The 13,920-nt window shown below is 30.3% G+C and carries 16 protein-coding genes; 7 read left to right on the top strand and 9 right to left on the bottom strand.

Annotated elements, in window-relative coordinates; translation table 11 throughout:
• Positions 1–123 precede the first annotated feature (123 nt).
• Together hcp and ric are read right to left on the bottom strand one after the other, a co-directional pair.
• A complete protein-coding gene (hcp, locus tag I6U51_RS15880) occupies positions 124–1,839 on the bottom strand; it encodes a hydroxylamine reductase (protein WP_211143568.1) in 1,716 nt (571 codons plus the stop codon).
• Positions 1,840–2,054: 215 nt separating this feature from the next.
• A complete protein-coding gene (gene ric, locus I6U51_RS15875) occupies positions 2,055–2,774 on the bottom strand; it encodes an iron-sulfur cluster repair di-iron protein (protein WP_211143567.1) in 720 nt (239 codons plus the stop codon).
• A 242-nt stretch (positions 2,775–3,016) separates the two neighbouring features.
• Between ric and I6U51_RS15870 the strand changes: the two genes are divergently transcribed.
• Positions 3,017–4,255: an FprA family A-type flavoprotein gene (locus tag I6U51_RS15870; protein WP_211143566.1), complete on the top strand. Its 1,239-nt coding sequence runs from the start codon at positions 3,017–3,019 to the stop codon at positions 4,253–4,255.
• An 81-nt stretch (positions 4,256–4,336) separates the two neighbouring features.
• Here I6U51_RS15870 and I6U51_RS15865 read toward each other — a convergent pair whose 3' ends face one another.
• Entirely contained in the window at positions 4,337–5,056 is a 720-nt protein-coding gene (locus I6U51_RS15865; RefSeq protein ID WP_211143565.1) for a Crp/Fnr family transcriptional regulator, read from the bottom strand.
• 342 nt (positions 5,057–5,398) lie between these two features.
• Between I6U51_RS15865 and I6U51_RS15860 the strand changes: the two genes are divergently transcribed.
• Genes I6U51_RS15860 through I6U51_RS15850 form a run of 3 tightly spaced genes read left to right on the top strand, consistent with a single transcriptional unit; the run spans position 5,399 to position 6,543 of the window.
• Positions 5,399–5,641, top strand: coding sequence for a spore coat associated protein CotJA (locus I6U51_RS15860; RefSeq protein WP_211143564.1), 243 nt, complete (start codon positions 5,399–5,401; stop codon positions 5,639–5,641).
• 14 nt (positions 5,642–5,655) lie between these two features.
• Complete coding sequence (locus tag I6U51_RS15855) at positions 5,656–5,940, top strand: spore coat protein CotJB (RefSeq protein ID WP_246517384.1); 285 nt, start codon at positions 5,656–5,658, stop codon at positions 5,938–5,940.
• A gap of 3 nt (positions 5,941–5,943) precedes the next feature.
• On the top strand, positions 5,944–6,543 hold the full coding sequence (locus I6U51_RS15850; RefSeq protein ID WP_211143563.1) for a manganese catalase family protein: 600 nt from the start codon (positions 5,944–5,946) through the stop codon (positions 6,541–6,543).
• 340 nt (positions 6,544–6,883) lie between these two features.
• Here the strand turns inward: I6U51_RS15850 and I6U51_RS15845 are convergent, their stop codons facing one another.
• The 4 genes from I6U51_RS15845 to surE all read right to left on the bottom strand — a co-directional run bounded on the left by I6U51_RS15845 (position 6,884) and on the right by surE (position 11,248).
• The gene (locus I6U51_RS15845) at positions 6,884–8,854 is read right to left on the bottom strand and encodes a serine/threonine-protein kinase (protein ID WP_211143562.1); all 1,971 of its coding nucleotides are present in this window, start codon (positions 8,852–8,854) and stop codon (positions 6,884–6,886) included.
• Between the two features lie 140 nt (positions 8,855–8,994).
• Positions 8,995–9,216, bottom strand: coding sequence for a YuzB family protein (locus I6U51_RS15840; RefSeq protein ID WP_211143561.1), 222 nt, complete (start codon positions 9,214–9,216; stop codon positions 8,995–8,997).
• A 30-nt stretch (positions 9,217–9,246) separates the two neighbouring features.
• Positions 9,247–10,461, bottom strand: a complete 1,215-nt coding sequence (locus I6U51_RS24815; RefSeq protein ID WP_211143560.1) for an FAD-dependent oxidoreductase — start codon at positions 10,459–10,461, stop codon at positions 9,247–9,249.
• A 22-nt stretch (positions 10,462–10,483) separates the two neighbouring features.
• Positions 10,484–11,248 carry a 5'/3'-nucleotidase SurE gene (gene surE, locus I6U51_RS15830; protein ID WP_211143559.1) on the bottom strand — a complete coding sequence of 255 codons (765 nt, stop codon included), beginning with the start codon at positions 11,246–11,248 and terminating at the stop codon, positions 10,484–10,486.
• Between the two features lie 298 nt (positions 11,249–11,546).
• On the opposite strand from surE, the gene I6U51_RS15825 reads away from it, so the two are divergent.
• From I6U51_RS15825 to I6U51_RS15815, 3 genes are read left to right on the top strand one after another with little or no spacing between them, the layout of a single operon-like run.
• Positions 11,547–11,774 carry an alpha/beta-type small acid-soluble spore protein gene (locus tag I6U51_RS15825; protein ID WP_211143558.1) on the top strand — a complete coding sequence of 76 codons (228 nt, stop codon included), beginning with the start codon at positions 11,547–11,549 and terminating at the stop codon, positions 11,772–11,774.
• 1 nt (position 11,775) lies between these two features.
• The gene (locus I6U51_RS15820; RefSeq protein ID WP_211143557.1) at positions 11,776–12,009 is read left to right on the top strand and encodes an alpha/beta-type small acid-soluble spore protein; all 234 of its coding nucleotides are present in this window, start codon (positions 11,776–11,778) and stop codon (positions 12,007–12,009) included.
• A gap of 30 nt (positions 12,010–12,039) precedes the next feature.
• Complete coding sequence (locus I6U51_RS15815) at positions 12,040–12,861, top strand: RecT family recombinase (protein WP_211143556.1); 822 nt, start codon at positions 12,040–12,042, stop codon at positions 12,859–12,861.
• Positions 12,862–12,957: 96 nt separating this feature from the next.
• Here I6U51_RS15815 and I6U51_RS15810 read toward each other — a convergent pair whose 3' ends face one another.
• Complete coding sequence (locus I6U51_RS15810; RefSeq protein WP_211143555.1) at positions 12,958–13,326, bottom strand: NifB/NifX family molybdenum-iron cluster-binding protein; 369 nt, start codon at positions 13,324–13,326, stop codon at positions 12,958–12,960.
• 14 nt (positions 13,327–13,340) lie between these two features.
• A complete protein-coding gene (locus tag I6U51_RS15805; protein ID WP_211143554.1) occupies positions 13,341–13,706 on the bottom strand; it encodes an ArsR/SmtB family transcription factor in 366 nt (121 codons plus the stop codon).
• Positions 13,707–13,920 lie beyond the last annotated feature (214 nt).

Here is a 13,920-nt window from a genome sequence, read left to right as displayed (position 1 = left end):
CCACAAGGGGAGCATATCAAATAAGTCACAAGCTCTTTTATTAGTGTAAGTTTCATTTAAATTTAAGTTAGCTACTATCAAATTAATGGATGGGGATATTTAATGATAGTATTTAGCTTTATATTATCCTAAGAACATCTTCATATCATCATCAACATTTGTTATTCCACCTATTCCAAAGTTCTCTACTAAAACCTTAGCTACATTTGGTGAAAGGAATGCTGGTAAAGTTGGTCCTAGGTGAATATTTTTAACTCCTAAGTGAAGTAATGCAAGTAAAACTATAACTGCTTTTTGCTCATACCAAGCTATATTATATGATATAGGAAGTTCATTAATATCCTCTAATCCAAATACTTCTTTTAATTTAAGTGCTATTACTGCTAATGAGTATGAATCATTACACTGTCCAGCATCTAGTACTCTTGGAATTCCTCCAATATCACCTAAATCAAGCTTATTGTATTTATATTTAGCACATCCAGCTGTAAGGATAACTGTATCCTTTGGAAGTTTCTTTGCAAAATCTGTATAGTAGTTTCTGCTCTTAGCTCTTCCATCGCAACCAGCCATAACGAAGAATCTCTTTATAGCTCCAGTTTTAACTGCTTCTACAACCTTATCAGCTAAAGCTAAAACTTGATTGTGTGCAAATCCACCAACTATTTCTCCTTTTTCGATTTCTTTTGGCGCCTGACACTTTTTAGCATGTGCAATTATAGCTGAGAAATCTTTTGGTTGACCATTTTTTCCATCTGCTATGTGCTTAACTCCTGGAACGCCTGTTGCACCAGTAGTATACATTCTATCTTTATATGAATTCTTAGGCGGAACTACGCAGTTTGTAGTCATTAAAATTGGTCCATTAAAGCTTTCAAATTCTTCTGTTTGCTTCCACCATGCATTTCCGTAGTTTCCTACAAAGTGCTTATACTTCTTAAATGCTGGATAGTAGTTTGCTGGAAGCATTTCACTGTGAGTGTATACATCTACTCCTGTTCCTTCTGTTTGTTTTAATAATTCTTCCATATCTTTTAAATCATGTCCGCTTATTAAGATACCAGGTCTATTTCCAACACCTATATTAACTTTTGTTATCTCAGGATTTCCATAAGATTCAGTATTAGCCTTATCAAGTAGAGCCATAGCATCTACCCCATATTTACCTGCTTCAAGTACTAAAGCTATTAATCCATCTACTGCTATACTATCATCCAAAGTTGCAGCTAATGCCTTTTGCATGAATCCATGAAGATTTTTATCATCATATCCTAAGTTATTAGCATGCTTAATATATGCTGCCATACCTTTTAATCCATAGATTAAAAGCTCTCTTAATGATCTTATATCTTCATCTTTAGTAGATAGTACACCTACTGCCCCTGCTTTTAAATCAAAATCATTTACATTATCAGCAAACCATATTGCTGCTTCTGGCAGATTAAGCTCTTCTTCTTTTTGTGCTCCACCAAATCCAAAGATTTTTTTAAGCCATGAAGTATTTTCTTTTGATTCAATAAGTTTTCCACCAGCTTTTATATATTGCTGTTTAACTTCTTCTCTTAATTGTAATCCTCTTTTTATTCTCTCTATAAATATATTTCTGTCAAAGTTAGCATTAGTTATAGTTGCAAATAAACTCTCTACTACAAATTTATTTACTTCCTTATTTTCTACTCCTAATTCTCTCGCTTTTGTACTAAATACAGAAATTCCTTTTGTTATATATATTAATAAGTCTTGTGCTTTTGCTAGGTCTTCTGTCTTTCCACATACACCTTTTATTGTACATCCTTTGCAATTTGCTGCTTCTTGACATTGATAACAAAACATACTCATTTAATTCTAACCTCCATAATATTAGTTATTTTATTTGATTATATACTTTCTAAAACTTTACCATTATAGTACACATTACCACTGCAGAGTCTCATTAATCAACGACTCTGCAGCTGATATGTGCTAGATTGTTGTTGTTCAGTTGATGATTTAATTATAGCTTCATCTATAAACTTATTCTGTAACAATTGTTACGAATACAAAATATTTTTTGCTTATTTACTATTATTTTTTTCTTTAAGCTTTGGAAACAAAATATTATTTTCTAAATGTATGTGTTGAAAAGTATCTGCTTCTAACTCTTGAAGCTTTTGATAAGTCAATTTAAAGGTGTTACACACATCTGCAGGTATTTCATATCCATTTGTAATTTTTCTTAGCTCTTTAAGTATATCTCCTGCCCCCTCATGTTCATTTTCTAACTCCTCCATTATTGAAACTACCTTTGCTAATGACTCATTCGATGGATCTGACTCATACTTCTTTATTAACGGAAATTCAATTTCTTCCTCTTTAATAAGATGTTCCTCTAACTCTGTTTTAAGACTTGCAAATAATCTATGCACTCTTGTTGGCTCTTTATGATTAGCACCATGTACTCTTAATATCTTCGTTGTAAGTTCATAGATTTTAGGAAGTTCAATCTGTAAATATGCATGGTGAGTATTTACTATATAATCAACCAAATCGCTGTAAGACATCACATTAAAATCTATATCTTTATCTTTTATTATTAGTAAGTTGTTATATGCTTCTTCAAGCTTACTCATAATCTCTTCTTCCTTTATCCCTCCTTCTTTTATTGCATCTATCAATGGTCTGTTTCCTCCGCAGCAAAAATCAATATTGTAGTCTTTAAATATGTCCATAGCTTTTGGAAAATTTGATGCAATGTATCCTATACTATCTGAACTTTTAAACATAAATTTATTCATTACTTATCCCTCCAAATACTTTTTTTACATATAATTTGTACTGATTTGTAAGTAGAGCATAAACTTACTTTACTCTGCTTACTTATCAGCAATATCTCCTGTTTATGAGTCCATTATATAAAAAGTTTATCTATTAATCTGTGACTACAATCAAATTTTTAGTTGATTTTAATCACTGCACTCACTCTTTATTAAATCTATAATGAGGCCATAAATTAAAAATTCAAAAGGAGATGTTTTATATGATAAATAATAAATTAGCTGAAAAAACTTACTGGATTGGAAAAGTAGATGATAGGAAAGTACCTTTTCACAGATTAATATTAGAAAAAGGAACAACTTATAATTCATACTTATTAAATACAGAAAAACCTACTATTATAGACACTGTTGATATTATGTATGGAAGAGAATTTGTTAAAAATCTTGAAGGAATAATCGACTTAAATAAAATTCAGTATGTTGTAATTAACCACGTAGAGCCAGATCATGCTGGTGCATTACCTATATTATTAAATAAAGCTAAAAATGCAATTATAGTAACTACAGAAAAAGCAAGAGAGTTATTAAATGGAATGTTTAAACTTAATAAGAAAAAGTACTTAATAGTTAAAGATGGAGATACTCTTGATATCGGTGAGAAAACATTGAAATTCTTTAAAACACCATATCTACACACTGAAGAAACTATGATTACTTATTGCATTGAGGATAAAATACTTTACCCATGCGATATTTTTAGTACTCATATTGCTAACAATGAATTATTTAATAATTTAGCTAAAGAAGATATAACTGAAGATTTTAAAGTATATTACAAATTAATAATGAGCCCACACAGAACTTATGTCAGAAACATGCTTAATAAAATTAAAAAACTTGATGTTAATATGATAGCTCCTTCCCATGGGTATGTATTAAGAACTGATGCTAAAAAATATATTGACCTTTACGATGAAATGAGCACCGTTGATTTTAATAAGATAGATAAAAAAGCTCTTATATTATTTAGTAGCATGACAGGAAATACAGGGAAAATAGCTAAGTCTCTAGCTGAAGGCTTAAACTCCACACACATTAAAACTGAAATATTTAATATTAAAAGCGCCAATATAGATGACCTAAAAGAATCAGCCTTGAAATCAGATGCAATACTTATAGGAAGTTCTACAAAATATGGTGATATGATAGGCAACCTAGAAGATATAATTAAAGACTTGATGACTTTAGATTTATCTAACAAACTTGGTATAGCATTTGGATCCTTCGGTTGGAGTGGCGAAGCAATAGAGATAATAAATGACTATATAAAACAAAGCAACATGACTCTAGTGGATACTTCTTTCATTGTTAAAAGCACTGGTGCTAATCACTTAAAATTACCTTTAAAAATTAACTATTTCAACGAAGACACATCACCAAAATCATGTGTTGATGCAGGAAAAGAAATTGGAGAATTAATTCTAAAACAAAGCAATTAGCCACTCGGACAAATAGAAAGAGTTACTAGGACTTAATTCTAGTGACTCTTTTTATTTGTACAAGTGACTCTGATACTTAACTTAATCAATACTTTTGAGATATTCTATGTCTTTTATAATAATTTTTTTATTGCCCTGAAGCTCAATTACTCCCTCATCTTGCATACTTGTTAAAGTTCTACTTACTGTTTCTCTCGTAAGACCAGCATAACTTCCTATTTCTTCTCTGTTTAAAGGCAAATCTAATATTACTGTATTTCCTTCTTCTCTTCCAAAATCTTTTGCAAGACTTAATAGAACTCCTACTATTCTAGACTCTACATCCTTTGTGCTTAATCTCTGTACTAGACTCTCAAGGTTTATTAATCTATCATGTACTACTTCTAATATTTTAAAGGTTATTTCAGGGTTTTTTTCTATTATTTTATCAAAGTTTTCCTTAGTTAATGCACATATAGCTGTATCTTCTAGAGCTTCGGCATTAAATTCAACTTTGCTCCTCTTTAACAAACTCAATTCTCCGATAAAATCTCCATCAGTAAGTATGTATAATATCTGTTCTTTTCCTTCCTTTGTGTATTTAAATATCTTAATCTTTCCCTTATTAACGATATAAAGCTTATCTGATACATCTCCTTCGAAGAATATCATTTGACCCTTTTTATATCTTCTATTTATAACGATACTTGCAATCTCTGCTAGTTGATTTTCATGTAACGTTGAAAAAATATATACTTTTTTAGCGCAATATTTTCCAGTGCATTTTTCGCAGTGGCATGAGTTTATTAAATTCTTCTCCATTATACTAAAATCACCTCATTTACATATTGTAAAAATATAAATTAACGAAACATATATCGTTTAAACCTGCTTATAATAATTTTACCTTCTAATACTGCACTTGTAAATTTTTAATGCTATTAGCTATCTTATTCACTAAATTAGTGTATTAAACATACCTATATATCATGCGGCATTATATTGAATTTACCCTTTGTTCCTTCTTATTATGTCCTAATCTATAAGTATATTAAAAATAAATGTAATTTATTACAAAAATCCATATTAATTGTAACAAGTTTATATTTAGCATCATATGATGTTATTGTGTAAGCAACATTAACAAGGAGGATAAATACAACTATGGCAAAAGACACAAATTCAAGAGTTAACATGTATACTACTAACTGTCCACCAAAGCAACAATGTATTCCGCAAGAACTAGTAATAAGAAATGTACGGCTAGCAGCTGCATATGTACCTTTCCAACGACTTTGCACTCTCCTCTCTCCTATAGAAGCTCTTAAACATGGAACTGTTTTCCCTGAGCTTTATAGTCCTTATGAAGGAAAAGATAAACAATGCAGACCAGTCTCTGACTGTTAGAAGGAGGTACTATTATGAAGCATGATATGAATAAAAAAGAACTTTTAAAACAAATTACAGCTGTGACTTTTTCACTAATAGACCTCCATTTATATCTTAATACCCATCCAAGTGATCAGAATGCTCTTGCAGCACATAATTCACTTGTAACACAGTCTCGTATGTTAAGACAGGAGTATGAGAAATGCTACGGACCATTGTCTTATGGATCCTATAGTCCTTGTCCATGGCAATGGATAAATGAGCCTTGGCCATGGGAATATGAGGCTAACTTTAGACTTAGTAGAGAGGAGGGGTAGTATATGTGGGCATACGAAAAGTTTCTTCAGTATCCTGTAAAAATAAAAAATCCTAATCCTGAAATGGCAAAAATAATTATTACACAGTACGGTGGACCTGATGGAGAATTGGCAGCATCTTTAAGGTATTTAAGTCAAAGATTTACTATGATTACAGGTGAAGCTATAGCAACATTAAATGATATTGGTACGGAAGAATTAGCTCACTTAGAGATGGTTGGTTCAATGGTTCATCAGTTAATGAAAGGTGCAAGCATTGAAGAAATTGAAAAAGCAGGAATGGGGCCTTACTATTCAGATCATGGTAGAGGCATATATCCTGCAAGCGCTTCTGGTTCTCCATTTACTGCCGCATATATTCAGTCAAAGGGAGATCCTATAGTTGACTTAACTGAAGATTTAGCTGCAGAACAAAAAGCCAGAGCAACTTATGAATATCTCATTAATCAAGCGGATGATCCTGATGTAATAGAACCTTTAAAATTCTTAAGAGAAAGAGAAATTGTACATTATCAGAGATTTGGTGAAGCTCTTAGAATAGTTCAAGACCTCTTACAAGAACCTCATTTATTTGTAATGCCAAAACCAGATTTCTTAAAATAATATATAATCAATTAAAGTAAAAGCTTTTAGAGATCTGAAAGAGAATAACAAGTCAAAGATGCGACGGATATTTTGTGTCAGACAAGGAGGCAGGTTCCGCAGATAGTCCAGCACTATCTAAGGGTTCTGCAGACGCAGTATGACACAAAATAGACTAGCATACTGACTGGTTATTTCTTTGAAGATGCCTTAAGTATATAGAAAGTTCACTAATTCCCATAAAGTATTCCCTCATTATAGTAAGAGCCTAGTTTAGATAAGGTACTATACCTTAGTCTCAAACCAGGCTCTTGTTTTTTACAATAATGATTAATTCTTCATAGCTAATTTATTTAAAGTTTTATTTTACATTTATAATAAGACTTATTTCCTTGGAAAACTCTAGATTACTATCCGAATTAATATTAGTTTTTAATGTAATTTTTTTCGTATCAGAATTAAAGTTGGTAAAACTTATTTTTATGTTATCCAGCTTCGCTCCTGGGGCAATGTTAGATAAGTCTGTAGATGATGCTGTCGTTGCCTGCACGTACTGATTTTTATCATTTAATAGGTAAGTATTCCCATCATGTTTAATTGATATCTTTTTATCTGTATTATTCTCTAAGTAGCAATATGCTATAGTCTCGTTTCCCCTAAACTCTATATTTTGTAGTTTCATAATAAGCTTATCATTATTCTTTCCACACAAAGCTGCAGGGTTAACCTGATATGCTATATCCTTCACTTCCTCATCTTTATTATTGCCCTTATTATCATGCTTGTACTTTCCCTTAGCCTTTCCATTTCCTTTAGACTTTTCATCATCTTTCCCATTAGAACTGTTTCCTAAAATTATAGGTGAATTTTTATTTATACTCCCTTCAACAATTGTATCTTTAGGTACTGGTTTTTGAGTATTAGTATTCTTGTTTTCTGAAGTATCACTTTTACTAGGTTGAGTGTTGTTATTTGAAATATTTTCTTGATTATTATCTTTATCAATATTAACTACATAATCATATTTTTTCCCATGATCAGTCACTAAATAAATTGCTACTGCGACAATAAAAATTCCTATAACAGAAAATATTATCCTCTTTACCAGCCTTTTACTTGCTTTAGTATTGCCTTCAACAGGAGTTTTTATATTTTTATTCTGCTTATTTTTACGTTTTTTTAGAATGGATTTTAAAAACCCCTTAGTTTTGAGCATGCCTTTAAATCTTAAGCTTTGCAGATCCTTACCTTTAAAGAGCTTATTTTCTCTTATTTTATCACTTTTTAATTTATCTACAATTTTAGTTTCTTGGGATTTATCTATATCTGGTTTATTTTCAACTTCATTATTAAAAGTGTTTTTGATCCCTGTTACTTTTGTTTCACTAGAGCTTATTGTTTCTTTCTTTCCTACAACTTTAGTTCCAAAAGAATCGTCAATATTGTTTTTTATATTTTCGCCATCAATTAATAATGTTTTAGTATAATTACCTATATCTCTGTTATTTATTAGTACTGTTTTAGCATCATTCCCTGATAAAAAATTGTTAATATCAATTTGAAGTTCTTCTATTGAAATATATCTTGTATCTTTGTCAATTTGCATTGCCTTCTGTATTACTGCTTTTAGTCTATCATCAACTTTTTCATCATAGCTTTCATCTTTTAATGCCTCAAATAGAGTAGAGGGAGCTTTTCCCTTAATAATAAAATACATTACTGCTCCAAGACCATATATGTCCGTTTGCTTGCATGTTTGTTCACTACCATACTGTTCAGGAGCTGCATAACCCTTAGATCCCATATAGATAGTATCTTTAATTCCATCTTGCTTATATACTCTTGAAATACCAAAGTCTATTAAAACAATTTTACCACTTGATGTAATCATAATATTGGATGGTTTCAAGTCTCTATATATAATAGGTGGATCAAAACTGTGCAAATAGGCTATTATATCACTTATACTAATTACTATTCTGCATATTTCCTGGTCATCTATAGGTCGATTTCTATTAATATAGCTTTCTAAAGTTTCACCCTCAATATAGTCTTCAACCATATATAAGTTATCTTGCTCATAAAATATATCTACTACCCTTGGAATTCCAGGGTGACTTAAGTTCTTCAAAATATTAGGTTCTGCTAAAAAGTCCATCTGACCTTTTAGTTCTTTACTAACTTCTTTAATTGCCCACAAATTTCCTAACCTTATATTTTTACATAGATAAACAGCGCTCATACCTCCTTGACCGAGAGTGTTTATAACTTCATATTTTTTATCTAAAATATATCCACTGTTTAGCATAGCCTCACCTCTTGTCTTACCCATATATATTATATAAGATTTAATTCTAATCCAAAAAATTCTTAATCATATATTAATATACGTATAAAATTTATAAATTAGAGGGGTGCATCAAAAAATAAGAAATCTTATATATTTATTTTATATAAGATTTCTTATTTTTATTATAATGTTTTTTCCTTTATCTTTTCAAATAACTCATCTGGTGTATCTGCTTGGATGAGTTCATCATCAAATAGTGCAAAAGGGCCCACTGCACAATCTCCACAATAACCTAAACATGGTTCTACTTCTACAGTAACATGCTGAATTTCATTTTTTATTCTATCAACTAACACATCAGTTCCATGGTTAAAATTATTTTCACAAAATTTTATTTGAGCCATATGATATTACCTCCTGTAATGTATATCAATTTACTTCTTATTCTTTATTATTTCAATTAAATCATTTACATATACATCACTAAAATTAATATCTCCTAGGTCTATTTTTTCCTCTATAGCTTTTTTTAATATAGGTGAATTTTTGATACTTCCAACCACTATAGCTCCTGTAATTTTATTATTACTTATTAAAATTTTGCTATAAGATCCCTCGTCTTCATTTATTACTATATTATCTGCATTACCTTCATATATATCTCCCATAGAAAATAGAGAAATATTAAATGCACTTAATGTAGTTACCGGTGCTGCGGGTTTATAAATAATATCCTTTCCTAACATGTTATATCCTGCAGTAGTTCCTTGAGCGATGGCTATATTCCATAATCCATATATTTTATTATCAAATTCTGCAACATCTCCAGCTGCATATATATCTGGTATACTGGTTTCCATCTTCTCATTCACTACTATTCCTTTATTAACTTTAATATTTGTTTCCGTTAAAATATCAACATTAGGTTTTATACCTACTGAATAAATAATTAAGTCACAATTAATAAACTTTCCTTCATCTATTATAATGCCTTCTACACCATTATCATTAACAGATATCTCACTTATATTGTTATTAAGCATTACATCTATTCCATTAATAGTTATAGAATTATGAAGCATTAAGGATGCTTTTTCATCCAATTGCTTTGGCATAAGCCTTGGAGCAATTTCAGAAATAATGACCTTATTTCCCATTTGTTTTAGTATCCAGGCTAATTCTAATCCTAATATCCCTCCGCCTATTACTAGTACTATATTGCTTTTCTTAGCTTTATCAACTATATTTCTTGCATCTTCAAGTGTCCTTAAAGTTAAAACACCTTCTTTGTTTATTCCATTTATATCAGGAGTAAAATTTTTTGCTCCATTTGCAAATAGTAACTTTGAGTAAACCTCTTTAGTGCCATTTGAAAGTTCTACTTCTCTTTTTTCAGTATTAATTGAAGTAACCTTTAAATCTTTGTATAGCGTAACTTTGTTTTCTTCATACCATTCTTTTTTTTGAAGAAGTATTTTGCCTTCATCTAGTAAATCTAACGTTCCCTTTGTTAACCTTACACGATTATATGGATAAAACTTTTCCTCTCCATATAACTTTATTTCACTTTCTTTGTCATTTTCTCTTATTGCTTTTATAGCACTTATAGCAGTTATTCCATCTCCTACAATAACTATTCTTTCATTCACTATTTATCACTTCCTATGATTATTAATGTTCAGTACCGAACATATTCCTTACATCACTTAAAATTTTAAAATTTGTTAAATCATAATGAAGAGGCGTTAAAGTAACATATCCTCTTTTTAAATAGTATATATCAGTATCCTCATAATCATAATCATTTATTTTACCACCTAAGCTGTAAGTTTTATGATTATCTTCCGAAATTTCTTCTATAAAGTAATTATCATACAATCTATTTCCTATCTTGCAGACTTTTATTCCTTTTATATTCTCTTCTGCTTCCAATGGAACATTAATATTTAATACAACATCATTTTTCATATCTAAATTTTCGATTTGGGATAGTATTTTTAATGCATACTTAGCAGCAACTTCGTAGTTATCAGCGCCATCTTTAATATGTGACGATAATGCTATTGAAGGTATTTTATACATGGAAGCTTCAATTGCTGCTGATACCGTTCCAGAATATAGTACATCTGTGCCTACATTGGCACCATTATTGATTCCAGATAAAACCATGTCTATTTTTTCATCAATAAGTTTATCTAATGCTATTCTTACGCAGTCTGCTGGTGTACCGCTAACACTATATATCTTTGATTTTATACCTTCAATTTCCACCTGTTTAACAATAAGCGGCTCTGTTATAGTTATTGAATGACCACAAGCACTTCTTTGACTGCTTGGCGCTGCAATAATAATATCATGATATTTTTCAAGCTCTTTTGCCAATATTATTAAACCTTTTGCATTAACTCCATCGTCATTTGTCAGCAATAATCTCATAAATTAAACCTCCATAGTCTAATAAAATAAATATGATTTTATTATATCTTTAATTTATCACAATTTTCTACATTTTATAAATTTAATTCAAAAATTAACAATTTAGCCATACAAAAATATCAAATAATAAATAAACTTTCGGCCTAGTAGCTCTATAATTTATATAAATATAAAATTCCTAACCTTGAAAAACATTACTTTAATTCATTATTACTTAGTATTTGTAAAAATCATTATAGAATACGAAAACAAATTGTACAAAAACTATTTATGATACGATATTTAGGAGGGAATTTTTATGAGCAATAGACGTGGACCTTTAATCCCAAAATCCCAAAATACACTTGATTCTCTTAAAGAAGAGGTATCTAATGAACTTGGCATAAAAGAAGTTCCTCACGCTTTCGAGGATGGACATTGGGGATATATTCCTGCTGCTACTTGTGGTGCAGTAGGTGGATCTATGGTAAAGAAAATGATAGAAAGCTTCGAAAGAAATCTTGTTTCGAAAGGTGGAGAACATTGATATGAACAGTATTAATAATATGAAAAAACATCAAAATTATGTTGAGAAAATGGAGACATCTAAAACAAAAACAGAATTGGCAAAGGAATTAGGCATTAACATCCCAAAAGATGGATACTGGGGTGATATACCATCAAGAGTATGTGGTACTGTTGGAGGTGCTATCGGCGGCAATATGGTGAAGTCAGCAATAGAACAATATGAAAAGAATCTAGTTGAAAAAACAAAGAAATAATTTATACGCACCAATAAGGAGGTGTGTTAAATGGTAGAAAGTACAATTCAAAATCCTCAACAATCAACATTAAACTTTAACGAAGATCAAATTAACTTAATAAAAAATAATGTTGCTAAAGGTGCTACAGAAGATGAGTTAAAAATATTTTTATACTTAGCTAATCAATATAACTTAGATCCATTTAAACGAGAAATTTGGTTTACCAAGTATGGGAATCAAACTAATATTATGACAAGCAGAGATGGATATTTAAAATTTGCACAAACTAGCCATGAATTTGGAGGACTAATAAGTTTCGTAGTCCATGAGGGAGATGCTTTCGAAATAGATGCTGGAGAGTATAAGATAACTCATAGATTTGGCACTAAGAGAGGAAAAATTATAGGAGCATGGGCTAGATGTGACAGAAAAGGTAAAAAACCTTTTATAAGTTATGTATCCTTTGAGGAGTATAATCAAAACAATTCCATATGGAAAAAATATCCTAGTGCTATGATTCAAAAGGTAGCAGAAGTATTTGTTTTAAAAAGAGCCTTTGGAATTAATGGCTTAGTAACCAAAGAAGAGATAGGTGACCCATCATCCGAGCAAAATTCTGATAACTTGAATTCTAAAGTTCATATGATGAAAAAAGATCAAAAGACATCAATATGGGAATTAGCAAGATTAAAAGATATGTCTATCGATAACTTGAAACAATACACTATGAAAGAATTTGATACTCCGCTTTCTCACTTAACTTATGATCAAGCAGAAGCATTGATTCAAAAATTGTCTGCTATAGAAAAAGACGAAGAAGGTAAAACAGATCAAAAAGACCTAACCGATAATACTAAAAATGAAGAATAAATAAAAACAAGCATATAAGATGTATCTTCTATATGCTTGTTTTATTAATATAAATCATACTACAAAATTACTTTTATTTAATATTTCTTGATTATATTAATGTCCGCAGCCGTGATGATTACAGCTATTTTGAGCAGAAAACTCCACTAGCTGATTTTCTTTTAATAATTGAACATTATCTGAAATAGATCCATTTCCAACCTTATATACCTTTATCCCCTGGCTTTGTAATTTTGTCAATGCGCCAGCTCCAATTCCAGCTACTAATATTACATCAACTTGTTCTCCAGATAACGCTTTTAGAGGTTGACACATCCCATGCTGATGATGTAAATCATTGTTGTTAATTGCTTTTATTTCTCCATTCTCTAAATTATAAATTAGAAATATTGGAGCGGAACCAAAGTGATTATATGGTATACTTTCTAACCCTTGATTTTCTTTTACAGGAACACATATTTTCATAATTTATTCTCCTCTCAAACTTTATTTTTATGACAGCATCTATTTTTTCTGCCTTCACATGCCTTATTACAAATGTCAGATGTATGTAAATCAAAGTTACAACAACTCAAAGGTAAGTCTTCATTAAGTTCGTTAATAAAATTAATTGTATCTAAAAGTATAGGACTTTGAAGTTTATAATTTACGTAATAGCCCATTTTCTCACCAATAATTACGCCTGCATCTTTAAGGATTCTTAAATGTTGAGATACTGCGGCCTCTGAAATATTTAGGTGTTTTGAAAGTCCCTTAGCACAAATATTTCTTTTCGAAATGATAACTAGTATCTTTAGTCTGGTCTCATCTCCTAAAGCCTTAAACACTTTTACTATTTGCTCCATTTAATCCTCCATTTAGTTAAGTAATTACTTAACTAAATTATATATCACTTAACTATATTTGTAAATACAATTAATAGTAATTAAATTTTCCTCACGTTCCTGTAATTTATAAAAAATATTTATTGGTAACAGTTAACACAAGTTAAATATTTTTTAGAGGACAGAGGACAGTGAAGGAGGTTTTTTCTCCGCTACACTACGAAAAATCTTTAAT

This window comes from Clostridium aciditolerans (assembly GCF_016316925.1).
Lineage (GTDB): Bacteria > Bacillota > Clostridia > Clostridiales > Clostridiaceae > Clostridium_AM > Clostridium_AM aciditolerans.
The sequence above is the reverse complement of the archived record's forward strand: the minus strand, read 5'-3'. Positions and strand labels throughout refer to the sequence as shown.